This window comes from Glycomyces amatae (assembly GCF_020991375.1).
Taxonomy (GTDB): domain Bacteria; phylum Actinomycetota; class Actinomycetes; order Mycobacteriales; family Micromonosporaceae; genus Glycomyces; species Glycomyces amatae.
On sequence record NZ_JAJLQZ010000002.1, the window covers coordinates 179032 to 204211 of the forward strand.

The window sequence follows — 25180 nt, forward strand, 5'->3', positions numbered from 1 at the left end:
CCCGCAGTCCAGGCATGAGGAGACAGGGGCGAGACATGCCGAAGGCCACCAGAGCCGCCGAGAAGACCGTTACCAAGACCAGCGCGAACAAGGGCCTCAAGGTGGAGCGCGTCTTCACTACGCCCGGGACGCACCCGTACGACGAGGTCGCGTGGGAGTCCCGCGACGTCGTCATGACCAACTGGCGCGACGGCTCGATCAACTTCGAGCAGCGCGGCGTCGAGTTCCCCTCCTTCTGGAGCCAGAACGCCACGCAGATCGTGACCTCGAAGTACTTCCGCGGCGCCGTCGGCACCCCGCAGCGCGAGACCGGCCTCAAGCAGGTCATCGACCGCGTCGTGCAGGCGTACCACAACGCGGGGGAGAAGTACGGCTACTTCGCCACCGCCGAGGACGCCCAGATCTTCGCCGACGAGCTCACCTGGCTCCTGCTCCACCAGTACTTCAGCTTCAACTCCCCGGTGTGGTTCAACGTGGGGACCGCCGCGCCCCAACAGGTTTCAGCGTGTCAGCCTTACGGCGCCCTGGTGAGCACCCCCGCCGGCCCGATCCCGATCGGCAAGCTCGTCGAGGACGAGATGATCGGGGCCAAGGTCTACGACGCCGAAGGCCTCACGCGGATCCTCGCGGTCAAGGCCAACGGCGTCAAGGACGTGCTGCGGCTCCACACCAAGTCCGGCCACGCGCTCGACGTCACCGCCGACCACCTGGTCTGGAAGGCCACCGGCGAGGGCACGGGTCGTTTCGTCGAGGCGGGGACGCTGCGGGAGAACGACCAGCTGGAATGGCACCGCTGGTACACCGAGGGCGAAGAGGAGTTCGTCCCCGCCGAGGTGTACGAGGCCGCGCTCGCCGGCTGGCTCCAGGCGGACGGCTTCGTCGGCCAGTACGCCGAGGGCACGAACCGGTCGCTCACCATCGAGGCCGTCACGGTCACCGAAGCCGAGCACGCATGGGTGCTCGAGGCCGTCGAAGCGGTCTTCCCCGGCGCGCATTACAAGGTCCGTGACGCGAAGACCCAGGACGAGCAGCTGGACTGCAAACGCATCCGCCTCTACGGCGAACACCTGCGGCCGTTCATAGAGCGGTGGGGACTGCTCACCCGCGGCGTCGACATGACCGTGCCCGAGCGCCTCTACACCGCGCCGCTGCCGGTCGTGAAGGCGTACCTGCGCAGCATCTTCCAGGCGGAGGGCTTCGTGTCGGCCCGCGAGCGCTCGACCATGGTCGGCTGCGCCATGATCAGCGAAGGCCTGATCCGGGGCATGCAGGAGCTGCTTCAGCGGTTCGCGATCTTCTCCCGCGTGACCCGCAAGTCCGAGCCGCGCGCGAACCGCCACGACACCTGGCACCTCGGCATCCAGAACGACGGCGACCGCGGCGTGTTCGCCACCGAGATCGGCTTCGTCTGCGAGCGCAAGCACGAGAAGCTCGTCGCGAGCTTCGACAAGCCCGGCCGCCCCGCCAACGGGATCAAGCGGCTCCAGATCGCCTGCATCGAGCACCTCGGTCCGCAAGAGGTCTACGACATCCAGACCGAGAGCGGCGAGTACCTGTCGCACAACCTGCGCGTCCACAACTGCTTCATCCTCAGCGTGGACGACACCATGGAGTCGATCCTGGACTGGTACAAGGAAGAGGGCATGATCTTCAAGGGCGGCTCCGGCGCCGGGATCAACCTCTCCAAGATCCGCGCCTCCGCCGAGCTCCTCTCCTCCGGCGGCAACGCCTCCGGCCCGATCAGCTTCATGCGCGGCGCCGACGCCTCGGCCGGCACCATCAAGTCCGGCGGCGCCACCCGCCGCGCCGCGAAGATGGTCGTCCTCGACGTCGACCACCCCGACATCGAGGCGTTCATCGACACCAAGGCCCGCGAGGAGGACAAGATCCGGGCCCTGCGCGACGCCGGGTTCGACGTCGACCTCGGCGGCGAGGACATGTTCTCGGTCCAGTACCAGAACGCCAACAACTCGGTCCGCGTCTCCGACGTCTTCATGAAGGCGGTCGAGGCCGGCACCGACTACCCGCTCACCGCCCGCCTCGACGGGAGCGAGATCGGCCGCCGCGACGCGGGCGGGGTCTTCCGCCGCATGGCGCAGGCCGCCTGGGAGTGCGCCGACCCGGGCATCCAGTACGACGACACGATCAACGACTGGCACACCAACCCGAACACGGACCGCATCCACGCGTCCAACCCCTGCTCGGAGTACATGAGCCTCGACGACTCGTCCTGCAACCTGGCGAGCCTGAACCTCATGAAGTTCCTCGGCGACGACGGCTCGTTCGACGTCGACCGGTTCGTCAAGACGGTGGAGTTCGTCATCACCGCCATGGAGATCTCGATCTCCTTCGCGGACTTCCCGACCGAGAAGATCGGCGAGACCACCCGCGACTACCGCCAGCTCGGCATCGGGTACTCGAACCTGGGCGCGCTGCTCATGACCTCGGGCCACGCCTACGACTCCGCGGAGGGCCGCGCCCTCGCCGCCGCGATCACCGCGCTCATGACCGGCGTGTCCTACCGCCGCTCGGCCGAGATCGCCGGGGCCGTCGGCCCCTACGCCGGCTACGAGGCCAACGCCGAGCCGCACCGGCGGGTCATGGCCAAGCACGCCGCCGCCGCGGACGCCGTCGCCGTCTTCGGCGACGTCGACGCCACGGTCCTGGAGGCCGCCAAGGCCGAGTGGGCCCGCGGCAACGAGCTCGGCGCCGTCGACGGCTGGCGCAACGCGCAGGCCTCGGTGCTGGCGCCGACCGGCACCATCTCCTTCATGATGGACTGCGACACCACGGGCATCGAGCCCGACCTCGCGCTCGTCAAGCACAAGAAGCTCGTCGGCGGCGGCTCCATGGAGATCGTCAACCAGTCGGTCCCGGCCGCGCTCCGCAACCTCGGCTACGGCGAGGACGAGCGCAAGGAGATCGTCGACTTCATCGCCGAGCACGGTCACGTCGTCGGCGCCCCGCACCTGTCCGAGGACCACTACCCGGTGTTCGACTGCGCCATGGGCGAGCGGGCCATCTCCCCGATGGGCCACGTGCACATGATGGCCGCGGTGCAGCCGTTCCTGTCCGGGGCGATCTCCAAGACGGTCAACGTCCCCGAGTCGGCCACTGTGGAGGACATCGAGGAGGTCTACTTCCAGGGCTGGAAGCTCGGCCTCAAGGCCCTCGCGATCTACCGCGACAACTGCAAGGTCGGCCAGCCGCTCTCGGCGAAGAAGAAGGACGTCGAGCAGGCCGTCGAGGCGGCCGTGGAGCAGGCGATCGAGACCGTGGCGGCCCACGGCCCGGTCCGCCGGAAGCTCCCGAAGAAGCGCCCGAGCCAGACCATCTCGTTCACCGTGGGCGGCGCCGAGGGGTACATGACCTCCTCATCCTACCCGGACGACGGCCTCGGCGAGGTCTTCCTCAAGATGTCGAAGCAGGGCTCGACCCTCGCGGGCGTCATGGACGCGCTGTCGGTGTCGATCTCGATCGCCCTCCAGTACGGGGTGCCGCTGGAGAAGTACGTCGAGAAGTTCACCAACATGCGCTTCGAGCCGGCGGGCATGACCGACGACCCGGACATCCGGATGGCCTCCTCGGTGGTGGACTACATCTTCCGGCGCCTGGCCCTGGACTACCTGCCGTACGAGGAGCGGGCGGCGATCGGGGTCCTGACGACCGCCGAGCGGACCGCCGAGCTCAACGGCGAGGACCCCGCCAAGCTCTCCCAGCCGGAGGTCGACCTGGAGGCGCTGCGCGGTTCGGCTCCCGTGGAGGACGCGTCCGAGGCGGAGGAGATCGCCGAGGCGGTCGCGGAGCGTGTCCAGGCCGAGTCGAAGCGGTCGCGTTCGGACCTGCTCAACTCGGCGCAGGCCCGCAGCGACGACGCGCCGCTGTGCATGAACTGCGGGACGAAGATGCGCCCGGCCGGCTCGTGCTACGCCTGCGAGGGCTGCGGCGCGACCAGCGGTTGCAGCTGATCCGCACGTAGGGGAGGGGGGGGGGGGGGGGGGGGGGGGGGGGGGGGCGGCCGGGGGGGGGGGGGGGGGGGGGGGGGGCGCCGGGCCCCGGGGGGGGGGTGGCGGGGCCCCGGGTGGGTGTCAGGTCGCGGTGCAGGTGACGTCTGGTGTGGTGGCGGGGCCTGCGGCGATGAAGCCCCAGGCGTCGATGGTCTGGCCGGCGGCTATGGCGGCGTTCCAGCCGACGTCGGTGGCGGTGACGGTGGCGGCGGTGGTGGTGACGGTGGCGTTCCAGTGGCTGCTGATGGTCTGTCCGGCGGGCCAGGTCCAGGTGAGGGTCCAGCCGTTGAGGGCGGTGGTGCCGGCGGTGATGGCGAGGTTGCCCTGCCAGCCGCTCCCCCAGTCGCCGGTGACGGTGAGGTGGGCGGTGCAGTCGTCGGTGGCGGGGGGCGGGTCGTCGGGTCCGTCGGGGTCGGCGGGGCCGGTGCGGGGGTCGATGTCCTGGGTGAAGACGCGTTGGATCTGGGCGCGGTCCTGGTCGATGCTGGTGTCGGGGATGAGGTCGGAGGCGTAGAGGGGTGCGGTGAGTTCGTCGAGGAGGGTCTGGGCGAGGCCGGATTCGTAGAGTTCGGCCTTGAGGTCGTGGAAGGTCTGCTCGTAGAGGGTGCGGAAGGCGGGTACGGCGAGGGCGCGTTCGACGCAGGGGCAGCCCCAGGTGGTGCGCTGGTCGGTGTCGATGTCGCCGGGGGTGGGGTCGGGGGGTGCGGGGAGGATGCCGAAGGAGAGGTTGTGGTCCCAGGGGACGATGGTCATCTTGCCGGTGTCGGGGCTCCAGCGGAAGAAGCCGTTCTGGCCGGGGCCGTCGATGTCGTCCCAGTTGAGGATGAGGTCTTGGACGGCGAGGTAGGTGGCGAAGGTCTGGGTGTCGATGCGGGTGTCGAGTTCGGCGGCGAACTGGGCGTCGGTGGCGTTGTTGAGCCAGTCGAGGAAGTCGAAGAGGGGTTGCCAGTTGTCCTCGTCGCCGCCGGTGGGTTCCCAGGCGCCGTCGTAGTCGTCGGGGTCGGTGCCGAGGTAGGCGAAGTCGAGGTCCCATTTCTTCTTGTAGAGGGTGCCGCCGTCTTTGGTGCCGTCGGGGGCGGGGAACTGCTCGTGGTCGAAGGTCTTGTCGAGTTCTTGGATGACGAGGCGGAGTTCGGGTGCGCCGCCGTTGACGCTGAAGGCGGCGGGGACGTGCCTGGTGGTGTTGAGTCCGGTGTGTTCGAGGAGGCGGAGGGCGAGGGCTTCGTTGAGGGAGGTGGGGGTGTAGTTGGTGCGGACGATGAAGCGTTTGTAGCCGTCGAGGTCTTGTTCGGTGTACTTGTCGAGGCGGATGAGCCAGGGCAGGGTGGTGGGGTCTGAATCGGGGTTGACGCCCCAGAGGCTGGAGTTGCCTTTGAGTTTGACGCCGGATCCGGGGAAGGCGCGGCCGTCGATGGTGACGTCGGCTTCGATCCATTCCTTGTCGCCGGTGTCGAGGTAGGTCTGGACCATGGCGGTGAAGTCGTCGGGGTCGATGGTGAATTGGAAGTCGTGGATCTGTGCGGCGTTCCAGACGGGGCTGCCTTGTGGTGGTTGGGCGGTGGCGGGGGTGGCGGTGATGCCGAGCGCGAGTGCCAGGGTGGTCGCGATGGCGGCGAGGGTGCGTTGGAGTGGTCGCATGGGTGGTGCCTCCTCGGTGGTGGCGGGGTTTCGTGCTTTTTGGATGGGGGGACGGTAGCAATCGGGTCTGTGGAAACCCTATGGAAACGCTTGCCGGTTCATAGGGTCCACATAGCCGTTTCACTCGGTCTTCATAGGTTCGCGTTTTAGCATTGGTGTATGAATGCGATCGGATGGACGGGGCTGGCGGCGGATCTGGCGCTGATCAGCGCCTTGGTCTTCGGGGTGTACTACCGCAGGCACCGCAGGTGGCACATGGTGGTCCCCTATATCGGCCTGAACGTCGGGGTGTTCGCGGTGGTGACGGCGCTGCTGGGCGCGGAGATCGGCGTGGGCGTGGGCTTCGGCCTGTTCGGCGTGCTCTCGATCATCCGGTTGCGGTCGTCCGAGATCAGTCACGGGGACGTCTGCTACTACTTCTCGGCGCTCTCCATTGGACTGGTGTGCGCGGTGCCGCTCGCGTCGGCGTGGACCGGGCCGGCGCTGGGGCTGCTGGTGGTGGGTGTGATGGCGGTGATCGACCAGCCGTTCCTGCATCGGCGCCACCGCCAGGAGCGGGTGGTGCTGGAGCGGGTCTTCGCCACGCGCGAGGAGCTGGAGGCGCGGTTGACGGACCTGCTGGGCGCGGAGGCGATCCTGCGGGTCGAGACGGTGGAGACCGACCTGGTGCGCGATGCGCAGACGGTGGAGGTCGCCTACCGGGTCTCGGCGGCCCGGGCGCAGCAGCGCCGTCCGGTGCTGGCGCGGTAGGGGCGGGGCATGGAAGCGGCGTTGTCGCCGATCGGGCTGGCCGAGCTGCTGGCCGTGGCCGAGTTGCAGACGCGGGTGGACCGCAAGTACCTGGTCGAGTGCGCGGATCTGGGCCCGCTGCTGCACGATCCGCGCGGTGAGCTGGCGGTGCTGGAGATCGATCGGCGGCGCCGGTTCCAGTACGAGTCGGTGTACTTCGACGCGCCGGACCTGCCGAGTTATCTGGGTGCGGCGCGGTCGCGGCGGCGCGGGTTCAAGGTGCGCACGCGCACGTACCTGGATTCGGGCCAGTGCATGCTGGAGATCAAGACGAAGGCGGGCGAGGCGACGGTCAAGCGCCGGTTCGACTACCCGGTGGCCGACCGGCGGCGGATCACCGCGGACGGGTGCCTGTGGATCGAGGACTCGGGCGAGGTGCCGGTGTCGGCGTTCGCGCTGGAGCCGGTGCTGGTGACGCGGTATGTGCGGGTGACGCTGCTGCACCGGCCCAGCGGGGCGCGGATGACGTGCGACACGGGGTTGCGGTTCGAGGACTTCGCGGGCCGTTCGGGGGTCTTGGGTCCGGAGCTGGCGGTGGTGGAGGTGAAGAGTCCGGGCCGGACGGTGCCGTTGGACCGTCGCCTGTGGAAGGCGGGGTACCGGCCGTGCCCGATCAGCAAGTACGGGACGGGGATGGCGTTCCTGCGTCCGGAGCTGCCGGCGAACAAGTGGAACCGGACGCTGCGGCGCCATTTCGGGTGGCGGCCCGGGCGTGCGGCCGCGGCGCCGGTTCAGTCCGCTTTGAGGACGTAGCCGACGCCGCGGACGGTGTGGATCATCGGGGCGTCGCCGTGGCCGATCTTGCGGCGCAGGTAGGAGATGTAGAGCTCGACGATGCTGGCGCGGCCGCCGAAGTCGTAGCTCCAGACCTGGTGGAGGATCTGGCGTTTGCTCAGGACGCGGCGGGGGTTGCGCATGAGGTAGCGCAGGAGGCGGAACTCGGTGTCGGTGAGGGTGACGCTGACGCCGCTGCGGTTGACCTCGCGGGTCTCCTCGTCGAGTTCGAGGTCGCCGACGACGAGTTTGGCGGGAGCGCTCCCGGTGGGTGCGGTGCGGCGGCGCAGGCGTTTGAGGCGGAGCATGACCTCTTCGAGGTTGAAGGGTTTGGCGACGTAGTCGTCGGCGCCGACGGCGAGGCAGCCGATGCGGCGGCGCTCGCCGTCCTCTGCGGCGAGGACGAGGACGGGGGTCTCGGGGAACTCCGAGTGCATGCGGGCGAGCAGGACGAGGCCGTCGACGTCGGGCATGGCCAGTTCGGTGACCACGAGGTGGGGCCGCTGGGCGCGCAGGTGGGCCAGGGCGGTGGCGCCGTCGTCGGCGGGTATGGCGTGCCAGCCTTCGAGGCGGAACGCCAGGGTGAGCAGTCCGCGGACGTTGGGGTCCGGGTCGGCTGTGAGGATCCTAGTGAGGGTGGAGTCAGAACCGCTCAGCCGTGGTGTTTTCAGGTTGAACTCCACGTGAACATTCTAAACCAGACATACCCGGTGCATCTATGTGCGTCGATATGTTTTCGGGGCCCCGGCGCTGCCGCCGGGGCCGGGCGCATTCAGGCGTCGGCGGCCCGGCGGGCGGCCTGTTCGACCTTGTCGCGGTAGGCGGCCCACCACTCGGCGCCGCCTTCGGGGAGGTTGTCGTTGCCCGCGCGCAGGCCCGCGGCGCCGTCGATGGTCTCGCGGACGATGTCGGCGTGCCCGGCGTGGCGGTTGAGCTCGGCGATCATGTGGACGAGGATCTGGTGGAGCGTGACGTCGGCGCGCTCGTCGGGCCACCACGGGACGCGGCCGGGCGATGCCAGGTCGAGCGCGGCGATGGTGTCGTCGGCGTGGGCCCAGACGCGGGCGTAGAGGTCGAGGACGGACGCGGTGGTCTCCTCGGGGGCGGCCCACATGTCGGCGTTGGGCTCGGCGTCGGGGTCGAACCAGGGCTGGGGGTCGGGGAAGGGCCGGTCGAAGACGGACCCGAAGTAGTCGGCGCCGACGCAGGCGAGGTGCTTGACCAGGCCGAGGAGGTTGGTGCCGGTGGGGGTCAGGGGGCGGCGCAGGTCGTACTCCCCCAGGCCTTCGAGTTTCCACAGGACGGCTTCGCGGGCGCTGGTGAGGTACTGGTGCAGGTGGGTCTTCGGGTCGGTCATGGGTGCGAGTGTGCCATCGGGGTGCGACATCACAGGGCTGCGGGGCTGGAGGTGAAGACCTGGACGTCGGCGGGAGCGCCGCGGTGGGCGTCGAGGGCGGCCGAGAGCGCGACGTGGTGGGGCGCGGCGAGGTGGGCGCGGAGGGCGTCCATGTCGGTCCAGGCCTCGACGCACACGAACGCGTCGGGGTCGTCGATGCTCTGCCAGAACCGGTAGTCGAGGCAGCCGGCGTCGTGTTCGAGGGTGGCGGCCCGGAGGGCGCGCAGGCCCTCGCGGTAGGCGTCGCGGTGGTCGGGGTGGGAGCGCAGGTACGCGTGGACGGTGATCACGGGGTCCACGGTAGCGGGGTAAACCGGTTGCCCGCGGGAACGGGCGCCGTTAGCGTGGCGGGCGATGACTGAACATGACGGGCCGGCGCGGTACGGCCATCTGGACTGCAACTCCCCCATCGCCGCGTGGCGCTTCGAGCGCCACGTCGAGGAGTGCGCGGCGGCGTCGCCGGGCACCATCGTGGACATCGGGTGCGGCTGGGGCGAGCTGCTCCAGCGCATCACCGAGCGCGTCCCGGGGGCGCGGGCGTACGGGATCGACTCCGACGTGGCGCTGCTGGAGCGCGGCCGGGCCGGGGCGGCCCGGCGGGGCCTCGACTCGCGGCTGGAGTTCGTGGAGTACCAGGGCCGGGACTGGTCGGAGCCGGCGGACCTGGTGATCTCGATCGGCGCGGCGCACGCGTTCGGTACCGCCGCCGAGGCGCTGCGGGAGCTGTACGGGCTGGTGCGGCCCGGTGGGCGGCTGCTGTTCGGGGACGGGGTGTGGAACCGGGTCCCCGACGAGGCCGAGCTGGCCGCCATGTGGCCGGGGACGACGCTCCAGGACTGGCTGTCGCTGCCGGACCTGGTGGACGAGGCCGTGGCGATCGGGCTGCGGCCGCTGCGCGTGGAGGCGGTCGAGCAGTCGGAGTGGGACGACTTCGAGTCGCAGTTCCTGGCCGACAAGGAGGTGTGGCTGCTGGCCAACTCGGGCCATCCGAAGGCCGCCGAGGTCCGCGAGCAGGCCGATGCGCACCGCGACTGGTGGCTGCGCGGGCACCGCGGCCTGATGGGGTTCGCTTATCTGACGCTGGGCCGCCCGGTCGGGTAGCCGCAGCGAGCCGCAAGGCCCCGCGCCCAAAGGGCGCGGGGCCTTGCGCGGTGGGGGTCAGAGGGCGGCCAGGACGCACAGGGCGATGAACAGGACCTGTTCGGCGGTGCGGATGCCGATGGGGGTGGCGGGCTTCCCGGCCAGGGGGATGCCGCGGCGGGCGGCGGAGTGGTTCGCCGGGTACATCGCGACCAGGAGCGCGGCGAGGCAGAGGGCGGCGGCGGGCGCGGTGGCGGGGACGAGGAGGCCTGCGGCGCCGGCGATCTCGAGGACGCCGGTGAGGGCCACGAGCGCGGCGGGCGCGGGCAGGCTCGGCGGGACCATGCGGGTCATGTCGTGGCGGAACTCGGGGTGGAAGTGGACGGCGCCGGTGACCAGGAACATGGCGGCCAGGCCGATGCGCAGGCTCGTCTGCCAGTCGAGGGTCTCGGCGCCGAGGAAGCCGATGAGGCGGGCGAGGAGGGCGGCGGCGGTGAGGGTGATGATGGGTGCCATGGTGCGGGCCTTTCGGGCCGGGGGATCCCGGGCATAGGTCTTGACATTGTCAAGTTCATGATGCCGCACGCGTCTTGACACCGTCAAGACGGGGGTGGGGAAGGCCGCCTCAGGCGCGGCGCTCGCGCCAGGCGGCGACCTCGCCGTCGACGTCGCGCAGGCCGAACCGCAGCGGCGGGCCCTCGACCGGGCCGATCAGGGCCTTCTTGATGCGCGCGTTCAGCGCCTCGACCGCCGATCGCACGGCCGCCTCGTCCCCGAGCCGGTCGAGCGCCGCGGGCAGCTCCTCGACCTCGCGGGCCAGGCGCAGCCCCGGCGGCAGGGCGTCCAGGCCCATGTTCTCGCGGGCGGCCTGCTGGTGCAGCCACCAGTCCTCGGCCAGGGGGCGCCCGATGCCCGGCAGGGGCTTGCCCGCCCCGGGCAGGTCCTTGAACTCGCCGCGGGCCTCGGCCTCGCGGATCTGGCGGTCGACGCCGCGCAGCTGCTTGTCGCTCATGGGACCTCCTTGCCCGGGAACACCGGCTCCGGTCCCATGCTAGCGGTCAGGCCGCGGCGTGGACCACCAGTGCGACGGCGGTGAACTGGACGGCGTAGGCGGCCAGGGTGAAGGCGTGGAAGACCTCGTGGAACCCGAACCACTGCACCGAGGGGTTGGGGCGCTTGAGGGCGTAGACGAGGCCGCCGACGGTGTAGAGCACGCCGCCGGTGATGATCAGGACGGTGGCCGGGACGCCGGCGCCGGCGATGAGCTGGGGCATGACGAACACCGCGGCCCAGCCCAGGACGATGTACAGCGGCGTGTACAGCCAGCGCGGGGCCCCGATCCACAGGGTGCGGAAGGCGATGCCGGCGGCCGCGCCGGTCCACACGACCGCCAGGAGGGCGGTGCGGGCCGCCCCTTCGAGGGCCAGGACCGCGACGGGCGTGTAGGTGCCGGCGATGATGAGGTAGATGTTGGCGTGGTCGAGGCGCTTGAGGCGCACGGTCGCCCGCGGCGACAGGCGGGTGCGGTGGTAGAGCGCCGAGACGCCGAACAGGGCGGCCGAGGCGGCGACGTACACGGCCGTGGCCGCTCGCGCCGCGGGCGTGGGCGCGGTGGCCACCAGGAGGAGGCCGGCGAGGATCGCGGCGGGGAAGGCCCCGAGGTGGAGCCAGCCGCGCAGGCGGGGGCGGGGGTCGGTGATCGCGGGTGCCAGTGCCATGATGCGAGCCTACGTCCGGCGGTTACCGACCGGTAGTGTCGCTGGTCCCCCGGTCGGGGGTGGGCTTAGGCCCCGAAACGACCCGCCGGGGGCGGTGCGGCCGTTACGCTCCCGCCGTGGACACGGTGATCGGCCTCGACCTGACGGTGCAGGTGGTGGTGCTGGCGCTGGCCGCCGTCCTGGCGCCGCTGCTGGTGGACCGGCTGGAGCGGTGGGTGCGGCTGCCGAGCGTGGTCCTGGAGATCGTCCTGGGCATCCTCATCGGACCGCAGGTGCTCGGCCTGGTCGGCACCGGCGCGCTGCTGGAGACCCTCTCCCAGCTGGGCATGGCGATGCTGTTCTTCCTGGCCGGGTACGAGATCGACTTTCGGGCCGTGCGCGGGCGCCCGATCGCCCTGGCGGGCCTGGGCTGGGCGGTCTCGTTCGCGCTCGCGGCCGGCGCCCTGGCCCTGGCCGGCGCGGGGGCGGCGGTCATGATCATGGCGATCGGCGTGTGCTCGACGGCCCTGGGCACGACCCTGCCGATCGCGCGCGACGCGGGGCTGCTGGCCGGACCGGTCGGCCCCCACCTGATGGCCGTGGGCGCCGTCGGCGAGTTCGCGCCCATCGCGCTGCTGGCGCTGCTGTACTCCGAAGGGCAGCACTCGGGGCGCACGACGCTGGCGATCGCCCTGGCCGGTCTCGCGATCGCCGCGGCCGCGCTCGGGTCGCTGCGCCGCTCCGAGCGCGTCTCCCGGCTCCTGTCGGCCACCCTGGGCACCAGCGCCCAGCTGGCGGTGCGCCTGTCGATGCTCGTGCTGCTGGCGTCGGTGCTGCTGGCGGCCGAGATCGGCGTCGACATCGCCCTGGGGGCGTTCGCGGCCGGGGTGTGCATGCACGTGCTCCTGAACGCGCTGAGCGAACGCGAGGAGGCCCTCGTCCAGTCCAAACTCGACGGGATCGGGTTCGGGGCGGTCGTCCCGTTGTTCTTCGTCTACACCGGGGTCGCCTTCGACCTCGACGCGCTGGTGTCCTCCCCGGTGGCGCTGGCGCTCATCCCGGTGTTCCTGGCCGCGTTCGCGCTGGTGCGCGGCGCGGTCACGTTCGCGGTCGCCGCGAGGGCCCTGGAGCGGGCCCCGCGCAAGGCGCTGGCGGCCTTCGCGGCCACCGAGCTGCCGATCGTCGTCATCGCCGCCGGAACGGCCGCCGAGCGGGGCCTGGTCGCCGAGTCGGTGGCCGCGGCGATGGTCGGGGCCGCGATGCTCTCGGTCCTGATCTTCCCGCTGGTGGGGCTGCGCTGGGCCGGGAAGGATACCGCGGCCGTGGCAGCCACGCCGGTCTGAGGTCAGCGCACCGGCGTAGCGGCGAATACGTTCCCGCGTCGATGCGCGGGCGCGGGCGCGGCGGCCAGGCTCGAGGGCATGAGAAAGCTCCGCCGCCCCGCCTACCGGGCCCTCGTCATCACCCACGTCGCCGCGTCGGTCGGCTGGCTCGGCCTGAGCCTGAGCCTGCTGGTCCTGGGCGTGTGGGCCCTCACCACCGCCGATCCCGCCTCGCAGTTCGCGGCCGTCACCGCCGCCGCGCGGCTCGCCGGGACCCTCGCCGTCCCGATCGGCGCCCTCGCCCTGGCCACCGGCGTGTGGCTCATGCTCGGCACCCGCTGGTCGATCGCCTACACGTGGGTGCTCGTCAAGCTCGCGGCCACCGCGGTCACCTTCGCGCTCACCGTGGTCCTGCTGCGCCCGGGCCTGGCCGCGGCCGCCGCCGGCCTGGACCCGCGGCACCTCCAGGTGATCGACGCGCAGATCATCGCCGGGCCCGTCGTCTCCTCGGCGGTGTACCTGGGGGCGACGGTCCTCTCCTACGTCAAACCGTGGGGGCGGCGAGGCGCGCGCGTGCCGGCCCCAGCGCCAGTGCCCGCTCGTAGTGGCCGATGAGCGCGTCCCCTTCGGACTCCCAGGTGCGGTGCTCGACCTTGCGGCGGCCCCGCCCGCCCCACTGCCGCAGCAGCTCGGGGCGGGCGGCGAGCGCGCGGACGGTCCCGGCCAGCGCCGGGCCGTCCCCGGGCGGGAAGTGGGTGCCGTCGACGCCGGGGTCGACCAGCTCGGCCGCGCCGCCGGCGTCGACGGCGACCACCGGGACGCCGGAGGCGTGGGCCTCCTGGATGGTCTGCCCGAACGTCTCGAACGGGCCGGTGTGCGCGAACAGGTCCAAGGAGGCGTACAGGCGCGAGAGGTCCTCGCCGTGGAGGGCGCCGAGGAAGGCCGCGCGCGGCAGCAGCCGCTCCAGGGCCCGGCGGCGGGGGCCGTCCCCGGCGATCACCAGGCGCACGCCCGGTTCGGCGGCCAGGTCGGCGAGCCAGTGCAGCTGCTTCTCGCGGGCCAGGCGCCCGACGTAGCCGACCAGGAGCGCCCCGTCGGGGGCGAGCGCGTCGTGCAGGGCCCGGTCGCGAAAGCGCGGGTGGAACCGGTCGGTGTCGACCCCGTGGGGCAGGACGGCGACGTCGCCGATGCCCTGGGCGGCCAGGGCGCGGGCGGTGCACGCGGACAGGGCGAGGTTGACGCGGGCGCGGGAGTGGATCGAGCGCAGCCGGTGCCACACGAGCCGCTCGAACGCGGTCAGGTGGTAGGCGCGGGTGTAGGCGGGCAGGTCGGTCTGCCAGACCGCGACGGTGGGCACGGCGCGGCGCTCGGCCCAGGCCGCGGCCCGGGCGGTGTACCCGAAGGGGCTGGCGAGGTGGACGACGTCGGGCCGGTGGGCGTCGAGGGCCTCGTCCAGGGCCCGGGTGGCGAGCCCGGCCCGGAAGCCGCGGTAGGCGGGGACGCGCACGGAGGGGACGTGGACGACGGGCCAGTCGAAGGCCGGGCGGGGGCCGGGCCCGGGGGCGGGGGCGATGACGACCGGTTCGATCCCGCGCGCGGCCAGGTGCGCCGCGGCCCGCGCGACGGAGCGGGCGACGCCGTTGACCTGCGGCGGGAACGATTCGGTGACCAGTGCGACTCTCATGACCGGAGCGTAAAGGCGCAGGTGGGCGCCGCGGGGAATGCGACATGGCGGGGGTTTGAACCGCAGCCGATATTCCGCGGCCGGGCGGGGCCGCCGGTGACGCTGCGCAGGGCGGTGCTCGGCGAGGCGGGCGACTTCGCGTCGGGGCAGTGTCGTACCCGGGGTGTAGGTATTGGAGGATGCACGCACCGGCCGCTGTCGGCGCGAGCCCAGCGGCCCGCGCGAGGGCGGGCCGAGAGCCTCAGCGATCATGTGAAGGAGCTCCCGATGTCACTGTCGAGTGCCGACATCGCCCATTTGGAAGCGGTGCTGGCGCAAGGGAAGAAACCCAAGGTGGTGTTCACCGACGCCGCCGGGCAGGTCGCCGGCAGGTCGGGCAAGGTCGTCGCCCTCGACCCCGCGGGTGTCGACGACTTCGTCACGGTCGCGTTCGGATCCGACGAACTGCCCTTCTCCGCCGCCGAACTGCGCCTGCCCGCGCCCGGGGAGGGCGCCCGCCGCGCCCCCCGCCAGCGCGCGGCCGCGCCCGCCGCCCCGACCGGGCCCGGTCTGCTCCCCGACGAGCCCGAGGCCGAGCCCGCACCCAAGCCCAAGCCCGTCACCGCGAGTGAGAGGAAACCCGTGAGCGCACCCGAGGTGCCCCAGCAGGCCGAACCGGCCCCGGTCAAGAAGAAGGCCGCCCGGCCCCGCGCCGCCGCCAAGGCGCCGGAGCTGACCGTCACGCTGACCTACGAGGACGGCGAGTGGTCCGTCGCCGCCGCCCGCGGGGCGCGGACGGTCGTCAAGGGCGCCAAGGTCGCCCACACCGCGGCGCTGTCGATGTGCCAGTCGGCCGGCTCGGACGAGGTCACCGCGGTCGTGTCCGAGGTGGTCGAGAAGATCCGCTCCGAGGCCGCCGACGAGGCCGCGCGGCTGCGCCGCCAGCTCGAGGAGGCCGAGGCGCGCCTGGCGGAACTGGACTAGCGGGCGCCGGCGAGCCCCGGCGAGTCGATGTCCGCGTCCGTCGGTTCGTCGCCGGGCGGCCTTGCGAGTACCGGTGCGGTGTTCGCAGGGCCGGCGATGCGGGCCAGGTCGGCCGCCGCGCGGCGGCCGGTCCGGGCGGGCCGGACAGCGGCCGCCAGGGATTCGCCGACATCCTTCAGGGCCCAGGGCCCGGTGGTTCACGGGGCGGCGCGCACACGGGTGCGCGCCGCCCCGCCGCCGTATCCGGGGCCGGGCGGGCGCGACCGGGCGTGTCGATGCGGTGCCGCGCCGGTCCGGCAATAGGGCTGCCTTGCAGCGCAGAGTGCGGGCGGCGGGACGTTGCCCCCTGGGGCTGGGTGGCGCCGGCTCGCGGCCGCCGCGGTCTCGCCGCGCTCGCCCCGTCCCCGGGGCCGGGGTGTGTGGGTGCCGCGGACCCCTTTGCACCAAGGCGGCTCGGGGGTGCGCGGCGGTTCTCGGCCGAGGGTCAGTCGCGGGCGTGCTTGATGTAGATCATGACCGCTTCACGCGTGGTCTTGACCCCGAGCGATTGGCGGGCCGCGGCGATGCGCCGGTTGGCCGTGCGCAGCGACACGAACTCGGCCTCGGCCGCCGCCGCGATCGTCGATCCCGCCGCCAGGCGCCCCAGCAGCGCCCGCTGCTCGGCGTCCAGGTCGAGCCCGTCGGCGGCCTCGGCCTTCCCCGGGGTGAGCCCCAGCGGGCCGACCCGGCGCAGGTCCGCGGCCAGCGCGAGCGCCAGCGCCCCGGTGGCGACCGCGACGATCCCCGCCCCCCGGGCCGCGGCCAGGACCGCCTGCGAGGCGGTGTGGTCGTCCCCGACCTGCCCGTGGCACACCAGGCGCCGCTCGGCCAGGTCCCAGGCCGGCTCCAGCAGCGCGAAGCCGCGGTGGGCCGACCAGCCCGCGGCCGCGCAGCGGCGCACGATCGCGTCCGCGTCGGGTCCGGCCCCGACCACGTGCAGCGGCACCTGCTCGCCCATCACGCCTCACTGCCTTCGCTGATCGCCGCTTCCAGGAGCACGGCCGCCTCGGTGCGGGTCTTGGCCCCGAGTTTGCGCATGCCCGAGCGGATATGGGTCTCCACGGTCTCGGCGGTGATGCCGAGGATCTCGGCGATCCGCCGTGACGGGTGCCCGGCGGCCACGTGCCGCAGGACCTCGCTCTCGCGGTCGGTCAGGCCTCCGCCGCCGCGCGCCGAGCGCCGGTCGCGGCGCACGTCGTGCTTGCGCAGGCCCCGGCGGGCCCGCCCGGCCAGGACGATGAGGCCGTGCTCGTCGGCGATGCGCTCGGCCGCCTCCAGGGCCGCGACGGAGGCCCGCGGGTCGCCGGAGTGGACGGCCAGGGCCAGCAGGCAGCGGACCTGCTCGCGGGCGGCCAGGCCGTCCCAGGCGGTCGCGGCCTGCGCGAAGGGGCCCGGGGCGGCCTGGTCCCACGCGGTGAGGGTCGTCGCGACCGGCGCCGGCCAGGGCGCGGCGTCGGCCGCGACCGGGTCGGTGCCGGTGTCGTAGGCGATCCACCGGCCGGTGATGTGCGCGAGCCCGCCGACCAGGCCGGGCCGGGCCGGGGGCGCTTCGGGGCCGGGCTGGCCGTCGAGCCAGGCGGTCTCGTGCTCGAGCCAGGCGACCAGGCCGTCGAGGGCCGCGGGCGCGTCGTGGAGGCGGGCCAGGCGGGCCCGGGCCGCCCCGAGGGCGCCGGTGTCGGCTTCGGCCAGGGCGATCGCGGCGTCGATGAGGGTGTCGGCGACGGCCGGGAGGGCGTGGTCGGCGAGGGACTGGGCGGCGGCGATCACGTTGTCCAGGCCGGTGCCGGACAGGACCAGGCACCAGGCGGCCGCGGCGAGGAACCGGGTCTGCCACGAGTAGGCGCCCGCGGCGCCGGCCCGGTCGGCGGCCTCGTGGGCGACGGCCTCGGCCTCGACCAGGCGGGCGGCGTCGGCCAGGGCGATCACGCGGGACCAGGCGCACCAGAACGCGGTGGTCGTGTCGCCGGCGTCGCGGGCGAGGGCCTCGGCGAGGGCGAGCGCGTCGGGGTCGTCCCCGGCGAGGGCCGCGGCCAGCCCGGGGTGGTCGATGAACGGGTGGGCGGCGGTGATCGCCGCGGCCAGGGCCGGGCGTTCGTCGCCGCCGGCGCACAGCAGCCGCAGCTGGTCGGTCTCGGGCCCGGCCGGGGCCGCGTCGAGGGCCTCGCGGGCGCGGGCGCTCTCGCCGACGGCCAGGAGCGCCCAGGCGCGGGCGAGGACGGCGGCGCCCTCGTCGTCGGGGGCGCGGTCGAGGACGGTGAGGGCGGCGCGGGCGCGCCCGGCCTCGAGGGCGGCGCGGGCGGCGGCGACGGCATGGGCGGGGTCGAGTTCGGCCGCCAGCAGCAGCGCTTCGGCCTTCGCCTGGGGGGCGGCGCCGTCGGCGGCGGCCAGGGCCGCGGCCAGGGCGCGGTCGGTGAGTCCGGCGGCGTGGGCGTGGCGGGCCGATTCGACGCCGGCGGTGGCCTCGGCGAGGTGCTCGTGCATGGACCGGCGGGCGTCGGTCTCCAGGATGCCCGCGGCGATCTCGGCCATCCAGGGGCTGGCGGGGCGCAGGTGGGCGCCGTCGGCGACGGCGAGGCCGGCGTCGGTGAGGACCTGGGCGCCCTCGCCGAGGAGGCTGGGGTGGGCGGGGCGCCCGAGCAGGCCGAGGGCGGCCAGCGCGGTGCGGCCGGCGCGGGGCAGGTCGGCGATGGCCGCGGCGGCGGCGGAGGCCGGGTCGCCGGGGTCGTCGAGGTCGAGTTCGTCGGCCTCGCGGTGGGCGGCCCGTTTGACCAGGGCGGTGAGGGCGAGGGGGTTGCCGCCGGCGCGGGCGTTGAGGGCGGCGGCGCGGGCGGGGGCGAGCGCGGGGGCGGCCTCGGCCGCGAGCTGGAGCGCTTCAGCGTCGGTCAGGGGCCCGACCTCGATGACGACAGCGGCCTCCAGGAGGCGGGCGAGGGCCTCGGGTTGGAGCCGGTTGGGGGTGCGCAGGGCGGCGGCGACCGGCAGGCGCCGGGCCAGCAGCGGGAGGGCCGCGAGGGTCGCGGCGTCGCACCACTGGAGGTCGTCGATGACGAGCAGGCCGCCGCGGGTGCGCGAGTAGACGGCCTCGGCCAGCAGCGGGAGGTCGTCGGCGGGCATGCGGGCGCGGGTGGCGCGTTCGAGGGCGAGCGCGGGGGCGCCCGAGAGGGTCGCCAGTCCCCCGCCGGCGTGCACGGGGCGCTTGGAGGCGCGGGCGAGCCGCTCCAGCAGTCGCGTGCGCCCGCACCCGGGGGGGCCGGTCACGACCACCAGTCCCGGTCCGGCCAGTGCGCCCGCCATGGCGCGCAGCGCGTCGTCGCGGTCGCCGGGGATCCCGGCAGGGGGCGCGGCGGGACGGGACCGGGCCAGTCCGGGGGTGGTCGGCGGGGCGGCCAAGGGAGCTCCTTACGCTGTGGCACGAATGGGGGAGGCGGTCGGTCGGGTGCGGTTTGTATCGTCGTGTTGTCGACGGTCGCGCCGACGCCTCTCATGATATTGCGGAAGCTTCGATGCCGCAGGACCGGCGTCGGCGGCCGGGGTGCCGAGGCGATGGAGAGGGCGGACGCGGTTCATGGTGGCAGGGCAACTCACCACGAGTGTGGCGGGCATGTGCGAGGAGCTGGCCGGCAAGGTCAGCGCCGCCTCTCGCCCCGTGGTCGAGGAGGTGGCCTCCCGGCTCGGGCAGCCGCTGCGCGTGGCCGTGGCCGGGCGCCTCAAGGCCGGGAAGTCGACGCTCGTGAACGCGTTGATCGGCCGCCGCGTGGCCCCCACCGCGGCCGGGGAGTGCACCCGGGTGGTCACCCAGTTCCGGTACGGCCCGGCCGACCGGGTCGACGTGGTCGCCCGCAACGGCGTCAAGCACGCGGTGCCGCTGGACGCATCGGGCATGATCCCGACCACGCTGCCGATCCCGGCCGACGAGGCCGCGATGATCGACGTGCAGCTGTCCTCGGACCGGCTGCGGGACCTCACGGTGGTCGACACGCCCGGTCTCCAGTCGGTCAACACCGACATCTCCGAGGCCGCCCGCGAGATGCTGTTCGCCGCCCCGATCGCCGAGGACGTCGACGACGACTCCAAGGCCGCGGTCGAGTCGGCCGAGGCGATCATCTACGTGTTCACCCAGCAGGTGCGGGCCGACGACGTGGAGGCCCTGGAGGCGTTCGCGAAGGCCTCGCAGCAGCTGTCGAGTTCGCCGATGAACGCGCTGGGCCTGTACAACAAGGCCGACAAGCTCGCCCCGGGCCCGGGGCAGGACCCGTGGCCGGTGGCCGGGCCCATCGCCGGGGACCAGGCCGCGGTGCTGCGCCGCGCCGTGTGCGACGTGGTGCCGGTGGTGGGGCTGCTGGCCGAGACGGCCGAGGCGGGCCTGCTGACGGCGGCCGACTGCGAGGCGCTGCGCACGCTCGCCGGGCTCGACGAGGCGAAGCGGGCGCTCATGCTCGCTTCGGCGGGCCTGTTCCTGTCGACCGAGGGCCCGGTGGACCAGGCGCAGCGCCAGCGCCTGCTCGAGCGCCTCGACCTGTACGGCATCCACTTCGCCATCGCGCACCTGGACGCGAACCCGCATCTGGCGACCGGGGAGCTAGTGCGGCTGCTGTTCGCCGCCTCCGGGTTCCCGCGCCTGCGCACCACCCTGCACCAGATCTTCGGGGTCCGCGCCGACGTCATCAAGGCCGGGTGGGCGCTGGGGCGCCTGGACGCGGCCGCCGCCTCCGGGCCGGCGGCCGACCGGGACCTGCTGCGGGGCGCGGTCGAGTCGATCGTGGCCCGCCCCGAATACCACCGCCTGCCGCTGCTGGAGGCCGCCGCGCAGGTCACCACCGGGCAGGTGGCGCTGCCGGAGGCCATGGAGGCCGAGGTGGCGCGCCTGGCGCTGACCGACGACGCCGGTGTCGTCCTGGGCCTGCCCGGGGAGGCGCGGCCGCAGTTGCGGCGCGCCGCGATCGAGGCGGCCGCGCGCTGGCGGGCCTTCGCCAACGGGGGCGCCACCCCGGCCCAGGCGCGGGTGGCGAACGTGGTGCATCGTGGGTTCCATCTGCTGGCGCAGCGCCTCGGATGAGGGCCGCCGTCGTGAACGACCGAATGGAGAGCACAGTGACGAATCGACTCGGCGGTCCGCTGGTCGGGGCCCTGGCGGGCCTCGCCGCCGCGGGCCTGGGCGCGGTGTTCCTCACCGCAGGCGGGTTCGATGCGCGCACCCTGGCCGTCGCGGCCGCCTCGGTCCTGGTCACCGCCGTCGTCGCCGTCCTGGCCGGGCGGTCGATCGCGCCGAAGGCCGCGGAAGGCCCGCAGGCCCCCCTGCTGGTGCCCGCGCCCGCGGCGGGGACGGGGAACATCCCGGTCGGGCAGCTCGCCGAGCCCGCCCGCACCGCCCAGAGCACGGCCGACCGCACCGTCCTGGTCGAGGCGTGCATCTGGATGCGCGACCGCGCCACCTCCCCGGCGCTGGCCCAGCACCTCGACGGCGCGTTCGCGAAGGTCGGCGTCGCCCAGGTGGACGCGACCGGGCAGCGGTTCGACCCGGCCGTCCACGAGGCCGGGTCGGTCATCGCCGCGACCAACCCCGCCGAGGACGGCATCATCGCCCGCACCGAGACGCCCGGCTACCTCGACCGGGGCCGGCTGCTGCGCCACCCGATCGTGACCGTCTTCCGCGGCCAGGTGCGGGCATGACCGACACCGCCGCCCCCGCCCAGAGCCAGGCCCCGGCCAAGAAGGCCGCGGCGAAGCCGAACCCGGCCCAGCAGATCCACAAGCTGTGCGCCAAGGCCGCCAAGGCCGGGAACGCGTCCTTGCGGACCGTCGACGCCAAGGCCGCGGCCGAGGTCGACGAGGTGGCCCGCTGGCAGCCCGACAAGCCCGTGGCCGTCGTCGTCGGCGAGACCAAGCGCGGCAAGTCGTCGCTGGTGAACGCCCTGCTGGGGATGCCCGGTCTGTCGCCGGTGGACGCGCAGGTCGCCACGACCGCGTATCTGGAGTTCGCCTACGCCGAGCAGGCGTCGGTGCGCGCCTGGCAGCCGGGCGCGGCCGACCCGATGCTGCTGGGCGTGGGCGACCTGCGCAACTGGGCGACCCGCCTGGGCACCATGCCCCCCGGTATGGTCCCGCCCCGGCGCATGCTCGTGGGCCACCCCTCGGCGCTGCTCAAGCACATGTCCGTGGTGGACACGCCCGGGACCGGCGGCCTGGACCCCGACCACGCCCAGATCGCGCTCGAGGCGGTCGCCCGCGCGACGTGCCTGATCATGGTCACCGACGCGTCCAGCCCGATGGCCAAGACCGAGCTGGACTTCCTCAGCGAGGCGTCCAAGCGGGTCAACTTCGTGATCTTCGCGCTGACCAAGACCGACACCTACCCGGGGTGGCGCACGGTCATGGAGGAGAACCGGTCGCTGATCGAGGCGCACGCGCCCCGGTTCCGCCACGCCCCGATCTACCCGGTCTCGGCGATGCTCGCCGAGCACGCCCTGGCCTCGCAGGGCCCGACCCGGCAGGCCCTGGCGAAGGAGTCGGGGATCGGGAAGATGCAGCGGGCCCTGGTGAAGGTGGCGACGGCCGGGAAGGCCCTGGTGGCGGCGAACGTGGTGCGCGCGGTGCGCACCGAGTTCCAGCGCCTGGCCGCCTCGGCGGCCGAGGACATGAAGGCCTACGACCCCGATCCTGAGGCCGCCAACCGGCTGAAGGAGGAGAAGAAGCAGGCCCTGGCGCTGCGGCGCACCGAGACGAAGAAGGCGAACCTGGCGTTGCGCGTGGAGACCCAGCGCGCGAAGATCGAGGTGCAGGGCCGGTTGCGCCAGCATCTCCAGGAGCTGGAGGAGGCCCTGCTCGACGAGGTCGAGAAGGCCAACAAGGCCGCGTTGGAGTCGCTGCCCCAGCGCGTGGACATCGCGTTGCAGGGCATCGCGGCGCGGCTGTCGGGCGAGCTGCACCAGCGGTTCGTGCTCCTGGCCGAGCGCGTCCTGCGGCAGGTGTTCAACGACGACGAGCTGCGGGGGGCGACCAGTTCGATCTCCGCGGGCCTGCGCACGGCCGCCTCGGGGCGGGCCCGGCGCGACGCGTCCTCGGACGGGGCGCTGCTGATGGCCTCCTCGGCCGGTGTGGCGATGATGGCCGGGCGGGCGGTGACGATGGGCGCGGGCGCGATCGGCCTGGGCGCGCTGGGCGGCATCGGCGCGGTGGCCCTGTCGGCCTCGGGGGTCGGCGTGGGTCTGGCGGCGGCGGCGTTCCTGCTGTACCGGCGGAAGATCCAGGGCAACCGGCAGGCCGCGAAGCAGTGGATCCAGCGGATCGTCGCCGAGGCGCGGGCGAACCTGAACGAGGAGATCAGCTTCCGGTTCACCGAGGTCGAGTTCGTGTTCAACTCCACGCTCGACGACGCCCTGGAGCGGCGCGCGGCCGAGTTCGACGCGCGCATCTCGGCGGCCGAGAACGCCCAGAAGGCCGACCAGGCCGCCCGCGCGAAGAAGCAGGCCGCGCTCAAGCAGCGCCGCGACTCCATGGCCTCCAAGGTCAAACAGCTCGACGAGGTGCTGGCCAAGGCCCGCACGCTCGTTCCCGGCGAGGAGGTAGCCGATGGATGAGTACGACGACCCGTTCGATCCCGAGGCGGGCGGCCCTGATTTCGACGGCGCCGACTTCGAGGACGCGGACGCCCCCGGTTTGGACGCGTTCGACGACGGCGAGGTTCCCGGCGAGGACGATCTCGACGCGTTCGCCTTCGACGACGACCCCGGGCTCGACGACGACGACGACTTGGACGGCGGGTTCGGTGTCGACGCCGAGTACGAGGAGGCGCCGGAGGAGGCGGCCGGGGACGAGGCGGCGTACGCGGCGACCTATGAGGACCTGCTGCTGGACGAGGCCGACAATCCGCCGAGCTTCCCGCCGGAGCTGGACCTGGACGTGCCCGAGCCGGTCGACGGCTACCCGTGGGTCGATGTGGACGCGCTGGGGACGGCCGAGGCCGAGCCGTGGGTGAACGCCGTCGAGACCTCCGAGTACGCCATCGCCGACATCGACGATCCGGCCGCGCAGGCCCTGTCGCGGTTCTGGCAGTCCTGACCCGGCGCGCGGGCCGGCCCCGGCACGCCGCCTGCGCGCCGCCATCCCGGCGGTCGCCCCGGGCCCCATTGGACCGGGTATCGACAATGGTGGATGGCAAACGTGCGCACTGTCCGATGTCGCCATCCGACCGGGCGCCCCGCCAATGCGGGCGGTCGCGCCCGGCCCTCGCGAACGCCGCCCCGGCATCATTGGCGGTCAAGGGAACCCGCAGGCCGGGACGGATGCCGTAGGCCGCTGCCGCGCCCCGAGGAGACTCCACAATGGCGCCGTCGGCGCCGAGTGGGGCGCTCCGGCGCCGCCGCCGGAGCGAAAAAGTCGGACCTGACGACACCGAAAGGGGCGAACCGGCGGTAGATTGGCTGCATTACCGTCGAGACCGACGCCCGATTCCCCCTCGCCGGGCACCGGCCCGTCCCCGTACAACCGACCGGGAGCCGCGTGGTGAACGAACCCGACCACTACCGCGTCCTCGGGGTGAGCCCGCAGGCACCCAGATCCGAGATCCAGGCCGCCTACCGCCGCCGCCTTCGCGACACCCATCCCGACCGCGGCGGCGACCAAGCCGAGTTCCACCTCGTCCAGAACGCCTGGGAGACCCTCTCCCACCCCGGCCTGCGCCGCGAATACGACCTCCTGCGCTTCGGGCGCCGCGCCGCCCGCCGCTACGGCAAGGCCGCCGCCCGGCCCGCGCACCGCAAAGTCCGCGGCTGGAACGTCGCCCCGCCCGAGGAGCCCAAGGCCGCGTCCTTCTCCACCGAAGGCGCCCTCGTCGCCGTCCCCTGGCACGCCCGCCTGCGCCGCGCCCGGCCCGTCCAGCGGCCCTCCGCGTGGATCGCCGCCGCCGTGGCCGCCGCCGCCTACGCCCTGTGGGCCCTCGCCGGCATCGCGTTCTGCACCGCGGCCCTGTCGGCGGACGCGTCCCTGTTCCTGCGCGCCCTGTCGATCCCGGCCGCCCTCGCAGTGGTCATGATCGTGTTCGTCCAGACCAGCCGGGCCCTGCGCTCGCGCCCGGCCCGCTCCCCCTCCCCGCCCACCGGGCGGCTGGTGCTGGCGTTCCTGTTCGCCGCCGCCTCGGTATGGCTGGCCGGACCGGGCACCGCCTGGGGCTGGTACCTGGGCGTCTTCGTCCTGGCCGGCGCCGGCGGGGCGTGGACGGTCCGCCGGCTGCGGTGGACGCTCGCCCTGCGCTCCTCCGTGGGCGCCGCACTGCGCCAGTTCAACGCGTTCGGCCCCGCCGGGACCCGGCCCCGCGCCGACCGCCCCACCGGGAAGCTCCTGCGGGAGGTCCTGACCAACCTGCCCGCCGCGCGCCTGTTCGTCGCCCTCCCCGCCACCGAGGGCACCCGCGTGCCGCACGCGATCGTCTCCGGCGACCGGATCGCGCTGCTGTGCGCACCGGTCGGCCGCGACGGCGCCGACGTCGACTCGGTGAACCTCCCCGAGGCCGTCAAGGCCCTGGACGCGGCGCTGCCGGACGCGCACGTGCAGGGCTGGGTGCTGTGGCCGACCCTCCCCGAGACCGCCCGCGCCGGCGAGACCGCGGCGGTCCACGACGTCGCCGTCGCCCAGGCCGCGGCCGACATCGGCCTGTGGCTGGCCGCCGGCGGCGCGGTCTACGACCTCCAGGTCCTCCAGTCCCTGCGGATGCGCCTGGCCGCGATCCCCGGGCCCCGCACCGACGACCGGTCGCCGGCCGTCCGCGCCTGAGCGCTCCTGCAGCGCAAGGTAAC

General features: G+C 73.6%; 22 protein-coding genes. 12 read left to right on the top strand and 10 right to left on the bottom strand.

Going from position 1 to position 25180, the window contains the following annotated elements; all coding sequences use genetic code 11:
• Positions 1 to 35: 35 nt before the first annotated feature.
• Complete coding sequence (locus LO763_RS03760; protein ID WP_230600612.1) at positions 36 to 3968, top strand: vitamin B12-dependent ribonucleotide reductase; 3933 nt, start codon at positions 36 to 38, stop codon at positions 3966 to 3968.
• 120 nt (positions 3969 to 4088) lie between these two features.
• Here the strand turns inward: LO763_RS03760 and LO763_RS03765 are convergent, their stop codons facing one another.
• On the bottom strand, positions 4089 to 5645 hold the full coding sequence (locus tag LO763_RS03765) for a CotH kinase family protein (RefSeq protein WP_230600613.1): 1557 nt from the start codon (positions 5643 to 5645) through the stop codon (positions 4089 to 4091).
• A gap of 159 nt (positions 5646 to 5804) precedes the next feature.
• On the opposite strand from LO763_RS03765, the gene LO763_RS03770 reads away from it, so the two are divergent.
• Both LO763_RS03770 and LO763_RS03775 read left to right on the top strand, forming a co-directional pair.
• On the top strand, positions 5805 to 6395 hold the full coding sequence (locus LO763_RS03770; protein WP_230600614.1) for a DUF4956 domain-containing protein: 591 nt from the start codon (positions 5805 to 5807) through the stop codon (positions 6393 to 6395).
• Between the two features lie 9 nt (positions 6396 to 6404).
• Positions 6405 to 7187 carry a polyphosphate polymerase domain-containing protein gene (locus LO763_RS03775; RefSeq protein ID WP_230600615.1) on the top strand — a complete coding sequence of 261 codons (783 nt, stop codon included), beginning with the start codon at positions 6405 to 6407 and terminating at the stop codon, positions 7185 to 7187.
• On the opposite strand, the gene LO763_RS03780 is transcribed toward LO763_RS03775, so the two are convergent.
• From LO763_RS03780 to LO763_RS03790, 3 genes are all read right to left on the bottom strand, one after another.
• A complete protein-coding gene (locus LO763_RS03780; protein ID WP_230600616.1) occupies positions 7166 to 7891 on the bottom strand; it encodes a response regulator transcription factor in 726 nt (241 codons plus the stop codon). The genes LO763_RS03775 and LO763_RS03780 overlap by 22 nt on opposite strands.
• Before the next feature lie 89 nt (positions 7892 to 7980).
• On the bottom strand, positions 7981 to 8565 hold the full coding sequence (locus LO763_RS03785; protein ID WP_230600617.1) for a DinB family protein: 585 nt from the start codon (positions 8563 to 8565) through the stop codon (positions 7981 to 7983).
• A 29-nt stretch (positions 8566 to 8594) separates the two neighbouring features.
• Positions 8595 to 8903 carry a putative quinol monooxygenase gene (locus LO763_RS03790; protein ID WP_230600618.1) on the bottom strand — a complete coding sequence of 103 codons (309 nt, stop codon included), beginning with the start codon at positions 8901 to 8903 and terminating at the stop codon, positions 8595 to 8597.
• Between the two features lie 55 nt (positions 8904 to 8958).
• Between LO763_RS03790 and LO763_RS03795 the strand changes: the two genes are divergently transcribed.
• Entirely contained in the window at positions 8959 to 9705 is a 747-nt protein-coding gene (locus tag LO763_RS03795; RefSeq protein ID WP_230600619.1) for a class I SAM-dependent methyltransferase, read from the top strand.
• 57 nt (positions 9706 to 9762) lie between these two features.
• On the opposite strand, the gene LO763_RS03800 is transcribed toward LO763_RS03795, so the two are convergent.
• From LO763_RS03800 to trhA, 3 genes are all read right to left on the bottom strand, one after another.
• Positions 9763 to 10200: a DoxX family protein gene (locus tag LO763_RS03800; protein ID WP_230600620.1), complete on the bottom strand. Its 438-nt coding sequence runs from the start codon at positions 10198 to 10200 to the stop codon at positions 9763 to 9765.
• A gap of 109 nt (positions 10201 to 10309) precedes the next feature.
• Positions 10310 to 10696, bottom strand: a complete 387-nt coding sequence (locus LO763_RS03805; RefSeq protein WP_230600621.1) for a DnaJ family domain-containing protein — start codon at positions 10694 to 10696, stop codon at positions 10310 to 10312.
• 46 nt (positions 10697 to 10742) lie between these two features.
• The gene (gene trhA, locus LO763_RS03810) at positions 10743 to 11402 is read right to left on the bottom strand and encodes a PAQR family membrane homeostasis protein TrhA (RefSeq protein ID WP_230600622.1); all 660 of its coding nucleotides are present in this window, start codon (positions 11400 to 11402) and stop codon (positions 10743 to 10745) included.
• A 116-nt stretch (positions 11403 to 11518) separates the two neighbouring features.
• On the opposite strand from trhA, the gene LO763_RS03815 reads away from it, so the two are divergent.
• Together LO763_RS03815 and LO763_RS03820 are read left to right on the top strand one after the other, a co-directional pair.
• Positions 11519 to 12724, top strand: a complete 1206-nt coding sequence (locus LO763_RS03815) for a cation:proton antiporter (protein WP_230600623.1) — start codon at positions 11519 to 11521, stop codon at positions 12722 to 12724.
• Positions 12725 to 12802: 78 nt separating this feature from the next.
• Positions 12803 to 13318, top strand: coding sequence for a hypothetical protein (locus LO763_RS03820; RefSeq protein ID WP_230600624.1), 516 nt, complete (start codon positions 12803 to 12805; stop codon positions 13316 to 13318).
• Here LO763_RS03820 and LO763_RS03825 read toward each other — a convergent pair.
• Positions 13248 to 14387, bottom strand: a complete 1140-nt coding sequence (locus LO763_RS03825) for a glycosyltransferase (RefSeq protein ID WP_230600625.1) — start codon at positions 14385 to 14387, stop codon at positions 13248 to 13250. The two genes, LO763_RS03820 and LO763_RS03825, sit on opposite strands and share 71 nt — an antisense overlap.
• 267 nt (positions 14388 to 14654) lie before the next feature.
• On the opposite strand from LO763_RS03825, the gene LO763_RS03830 reads away from it, so the two are divergent.
• Positions 14655 to 15350 (top strand): DUF6319 family protein, encoded by a 696-nt coding sequence (locus LO763_RS03830; RefSeq protein WP_230600626.1) that lies wholly within the window; start codon positions 14655 to 14657, stop codon positions 15348 to 15350.
• Positions 15351 to 15834: 484 nt separating this feature from the next.
• On the opposite strand, the gene LO763_RS03835 is transcribed toward LO763_RS03830, so the two are convergent.
• Together LO763_RS03835 and LO763_RS28685 are read right to left on the bottom strand one after the other, a co-directional pair.
• Entirely contained in the window at positions 15835 to 16347 is a 513-nt protein-coding gene (locus tag LO763_RS03835) for a LuxR family transcriptional regulator (protein ID WP_230600906.1), read from the bottom strand.
• Complete coding sequence (locus tag LO763_RS28685) at positions 16347 to 18779, bottom strand: LuxR C-terminal-related transcriptional regulator (protein WP_255671656.1); 2433 nt, start codon at positions 18777 to 18779, stop codon at positions 16347 to 16349. Before LO763_RS28685 ends, LO763_RS03835 begins: the two co-directional genes overlap by 1 nt.
• Positions 18780 to 18954: 175 nt before the next feature.
• On the opposite strand from LO763_RS28685, the gene LO763_RS03845 reads away from it, so the two are divergent.
• The 5 genes from LO763_RS03845 (at position 18955) to LO763_RS03865 (ending at position 25157) form a co-directional block, all read left to right on the top strand.
• Entirely contained in the window at positions 18955 to 20445 is a 1491-nt protein-coding gene (locus tag LO763_RS03845) for a dynamin family protein (RefSeq protein WP_230600627.1), read from the top strand.
• A gap of 35 nt (positions 20446 to 20480) precedes the next feature.
• The gene (locus LO763_RS29560; RefSeq protein WP_230600908.1) at positions 20481 to 21059 is read left to right on the top strand and encodes a nucleotide exchange factor GrpE; all 579 of its coding nucleotides are present in this window, start codon (positions 20481 to 20483) and stop codon (positions 21057 to 21059) included.
• Complete coding sequence (locus LO763_RS03855; protein WP_230600628.1) at positions 21056 to 22966, top strand: dynamin family protein; 1911 nt, start codon at positions 21056 to 21058, stop codon at positions 22964 to 22966. Before LO763_RS29560 ends, LO763_RS03855 begins: the two co-directional genes overlap by 4 nt.
• Positions 22959 to 23447, top strand: coding sequence for a hypothetical protein (locus LO763_RS03860; protein WP_230600629.1), 489 nt, complete (start codon positions 22959 to 22961; stop codon positions 23445 to 23447). Before LO763_RS03855 ends, LO763_RS03860 begins: the two co-directional genes overlap by 8 nt.
• Before the next feature lie 444 nt (positions 23448 to 23891).
• Complete coding sequence (locus LO763_RS03865; RefSeq protein WP_230600630.1) at positions 23892 to 25157, top strand: J domain-containing protein; 1266 nt, start codon at positions 23892 to 23894, stop codon at positions 25155 to 25157.
• The last annotated feature ends 23 nt before the right edge of the window (positions 25158 to 25180 follow it).